The organism is Arthrobacter sp. P4_F10 (genome assembly GCF_056401435.1).
The window spans coordinates 1-4336 of sequence record NZ_JBFUJJ010000075.1; the positions used below are offsets into that span (position 1 = coordinate 1).

The following is a 4336-nucleotide window of genomic DNA, read 5'->3' on the forward strand; positions in this document are numbered from 1 at the left end:
GAGAAGACCTTCGTGATGTGGGATCTGATCCATGATCGGACCCACATGCGCGGTGACCTGCCCTTTGACCCGTTCATGATCAAGCAGCGGATGCCGTATTTCCTGTACTCCCTGGAGGAGCTCCGCTGCGACCTGACCGCCTTCCGCGAATCAGTCCTCATCGAGCGGGACGAAACGGCTTCCGAGGACGCCCGCAAGCACGCCAAGCTGGTCCAGTACGCCGTGATCTTCGACCGCATTTTCCGCTTCGCGATTACCGGGAACCGGGTCCGTAACTACGACGCCGTGGGCGGCCAATTGCTGTTCGCCTGGATGCACCAGCACCGGGTCCTGCACTGGACCGATGGAAAGTTGAGCATCGACTGGAAGGACGTCGCCGGCGTGGTTGTCGAGCTGGGTCTCCGCATCGAGGAACTCTACTGGCGTTCAATCGACCGGCCGAAGACCGCACACTGGCTGGCTGCCTACGAGCTCGTCTCGGAAACCCTCACCCCCCACCCGGCCTCCGTGTGGGCCAAGGGACCGGAGGCCCTTCCGCTCGACGGCCCTCCCCGGGGTCTGACGGACCAGATCCTTGATGACGAATTCCCCCTGTCGATGTTCTACGAGGCACTGGAGAAGAAGATGTCCTCGGTCATTGAATCAACTGCCGGGATCACCGGTAAGAGGCCTGTGAAGACTGAGGGCGAGGCGGGCGCATGAGCCAGGACCTCTCGGGGCGTACGGTCGTCGTCGCCGGTTCGACAAGCGCTGCCGGCGTCGCGGTAGTCCGCACCCTCTCGCAAGCAGGGGCACGCGTGGCCGGCGTGGACATTCTTGAGGACCGAGTGCAGGAGCTCTCGGTAGCGTACGACAACGTCACGGGCTATGTCTGCAACCTCGCGGACCTGCAAGCCGTTGAGGACTTGGCGACGTCTGTCCGGAACGATCTGGGCCCCGTGGACGGCCTTATCCATCTTGTAGGAGGGTGGCGAGGCGGTACCGGCATTAAAGGCCAGACGGATGAAGACTGGGACTTCCTGCACACCAGCGTCCTCACCACCCTGAGGAACACCAGCCGCGCGTTTTACCATGACTTGGCTACCTCCCCTGTGGGTCGCCTGGCCATCGTTTCCGCACAGTCCGCTTCCTCGCCGACAGCGGACGGCGCCGCCTATGCCGCCGTCAAGTCCGCCGCCGAGGCATGGACCCTGGCCGTGGCCGACGGATTCCGGCACCTGCAGGGAGGACCCGAAAGCCCCCTCTCCGCTCAGCACTCCGCCGCCCTGGTCTTCGTCGTCAAGGCTCTGGTCGATGACCGGATGCGCGCAGCCCAGCCGGAACGGAAATTTCCGGGCTTCACCGATGTCAGTGTCCTTGCCGACGCTGTACAGCGGATCTTCGACCTGGAGGCAGAACAGATCAACGGGCAGCGCTTGCCCCTCACGGCCGGCCACCTCGTGGGCGCACCGGCATAAGCGTCAGCGTTGATACCAGAGCAGGCGTCCCGCAGGTACTGGCGGGGCGCCTGCACGACCCGTCGCCACCATGCGCGCCTTCGTGCCCGGGATGGTCGAACGCCGGTGGGGACGCGTCGTGAATTTCGCGAGCATGGCCGGAAAAGACGGAAGCCCCAACCTGTCCATCTACTCCGCATCAAAAGCCGCCGTCATTGCCCTCACGAAATCGTCCGGCAAAGAACTCGCGACCACCGGCGTCCTAGTCAACGCCATCGCACCCGCCGTGATCGCGACGCCAATGAACGACAACACATCATCAGAAGTGCTCGCCCACATCACCAGCCTCATCCCCATGAAACGAGTGGGCAAAGCGGAGGAAGTCGCCGAACTGGTCGCCTGGCTCTCATCGGAAAAGGTCAGCTTCTCGACGGGAGCGGTCTACGACATCAGCGGCGGACGGGCCACATATTGATGGTGTAGAGCCCTGTTTAGCGCGGGCCTTGCCTGAGCTGGTCTTTTGCTAGCCCAGACGACAATTTCCTTATTTGTTCTGCCCGCTCAAGCACGGCAAAGGTCTGCCCAGTTCGGTAGTGCCCCCTGTTCCGCTGCGGGAGTTTGCCCTGGTGTAGGCATCACCGGTCCAGCGCAGGGTTTCCTGATAAGGCTGCGTAGGGCTGGCGCACCATAGGTCCCAGTCACGACTCGGCGAGGCACTCCCTAGCAGGGTGTGCCTCGCCCCTGGCAATAGCGGTACGTACGCCCGGCGGCCCGCCAACCGCCTTGCTAGCGACGCCGATGCGCCAGCATCAGTGGAGATTGCATGCGCCCTCAAGATCCATCGCGGGAACGTGGCCCCGGCGATGGACACCCGAAACTCCCTATCTCACGTCTTCGGGAACATTCAAATGAACGCGCGCATCTCACGGTCCGACTTGACAATGTTACTGAGTGCACTCAATATTGAGTAGTCTCATTTTTAGGCTACCGCACGTCATAGAGGAGCAGCACGCCATGAGGGCATTCGTCGTCACCAAGTACAAGGAGCCGCTGCGCGCAGCAGACGTCCCTGAGCCGACCGTCGGCGACCGCGATGTGCTGGTCCAGGTCCAGGCAGCTGGCCTCAACCAATTGGACGAAAAGATCCGCCTGGGTGAGTTCAAGCAGATCCTCCCGTACAAGCTCCAGCTGATCCTCGGCAACGATGTCGCCGGCACAGTCATCCGTGTCGGGGAGAGCGTGCGCGGCTTCAAGCCCGGTGACGAGGTCTACGCCCGCCCCGACAAGGACCGCATCGGCACGTTCGCCGAGCGCATCGCCGTCACCGAGGCCGACCTGGCACTGAAACCCGCATCGATCAGCATGGAGGAGGCCGGCTCGCTGCCGCTGGTTGCGCTTACGGCGTGGCAGGCCCTCGTTGAGCAAGGCCACCTACGGCCGGGGCAGAAAGTTCTCATTCACGCCGGGGCGGGCGGGGTCGGGTCGATCGCGATCCAACTCGCCAAGCACCTCGGCGCCACCGTCGCGACCACCGCCAGTGCCTCCAACGCCGACTTCGTGCGCGACCTCGGCGCGGACACTGTGATCGACTACCGTACGCAGGACTTCGAGCAGCTCCTCGCCGGGTACGATCTGGTGCTCGACAGCCTCGGCGGGGAGAACCTCGTGAAGTCTCTGCGCATCCTCAAGCCCGGCGGGAAGGCGATCGGAATCGCCGGTCCGCCGGACCCGGCGTTCGCGCGCAAAGCCGGTCTGAACCCTGTGCTGCGCCTGGCCATCGCGGGGCTCAGCAGCGGGATCCGGCGGCAGGCGAAGAAGCTCGGCGTCAGCTACGAGTTCCTCTTCATGCGTGCCAGCGGCGACCAGTTGCGCCAGATCACCGCCCTGGTTGAGGACGGCGTGCTGCGCCCGGTCGTTGGGGAGGTCTTCGACTTCGCCCAGACCCCACAGGCGCTCGAGTCGCTGGCCAAGGGCGGCCTCCGCGGCAAAGCCGTCGTCACCCTTCCCTCCTGAGCCGCCGGCAGCCATTCACCTCACAGACCACCCAGGAGGACTACCAGCATGAGCAGCACCGACACCCCGAACGGCTCTGTCGTCACCTCGTACGCGAAGGCGGCCACACGCTCGATCACTTCAGGTGGCGTCACCTACGCTTACCGGCAGCTGGGGCCCAAGGCCGGCATTCCCGTCGTATTCTTCGTGCACCTTGCCGCGACCCTGGACAACTGGGACCCCCGCATCATCGAGCCCATCGCGGAGAACCGCCACGTCATCACCTTCGACCAGCGCGGTGTCGGCGCCTCCACCGGGCAGGTTCCCGACAGCATCGAGGCGATGGCCGACGACGCCTACACCTTCATCAAGTCCCTCGGGTTCGACCAGGTCGACGTCTTCTCCTTCTCAATGGGCGGCATGATCGCCCAGGACCTGCTCCTTAAGCATCCCGACCTTGTCCGCAAGCTCGTGCTGGCCGGTACCGGGCCGCGCGGCGGCAAGGGCATCGACAAGGTCGTCGGCACCACCTACCGGGACGTCCTCCGCGCGACCCTGACGCGCGCGGACCCGAAGGAGTTCCTGTTCTTTAACCGCAACGCGACCGGCAAGCCGGCCGCGAAGGCGTTCATCAAGCGCCTGCAGGAGCGCACTGTCGGCCGCGACAAGCCGATCAGCACCAAAGCCTTCCAGACGCAGCTGAAGGCAATCCGGAAGTTCGGCCGCTCCGCGCCGTCGGACCTGTCAAGGCTCACCCACCCCACCCTCATCGCCAACGGCGACAACGACCGCATGGTGCCGTCTGTCCTGTCCGGGGATCTGCACCGGCGCATCAAGGGATCCGAGCTGATCATCTACCCCGACTCGGGCCACGGCGGCATCTTCCAGTTCCACGACCGGTTCTCCCC

5 protein-coding genes are annotated in these 4336 nt (G+C 64.5%); all 5 read left to right on the forward strand.

All coding sequences use genetic code 11. The annotated features are described in order from the left end of the window. The coding region (locus AC1DR1_RS22850; RefSeq protein WP_476993422.1) for a DUF6421 family protein at positions 1-702 on the forward strand (702 nt) is incomplete at its 5' end. Next, entirely contained in the window at positions 699-1457 is a 759-nt protein-coding gene (locus AC1DR1_RS22855) for an SDR family NAD(P)-dependent oxidoreductase (protein ID WP_476993423.1), read from the forward strand. The genes AC1DR1_RS22850 and AC1DR1_RS22855, both read left to right, overlap by 4 nt. 70 nt (positions 1458-1527) lie before the next feature. Next, positions 1528-1911 (forward strand): SDR family NAD(P)-dependent oxidoreductase, encoded by a 384-nt coding sequence (locus AC1DR1_RS22860; RefSeq protein ID WP_364742462.1) that lies wholly within the window; start codon positions 1528-1530, stop codon positions 1909-1911. 539 nt (positions 1912-2450) lie between these two features. Next, positions 2451-3449, forward strand: a complete 999-nt coding sequence (locus tag AC1DR1_RS22865; RefSeq protein WP_364742459.1) for an NADP-dependent oxidoreductase — start codon at positions 2451-2453, stop codon at positions 3447-3449. A 48-nt stretch (positions 3450-3497) separates the two neighbouring features. Continuing rightward, a partial coding sequence (locus tag AC1DR1_RS22870) for an alpha/beta fold hydrolase (protein WP_476993424.1) occupies positions 3498-4336 on the forward strand: 839 nt, incomplete at its 3' end.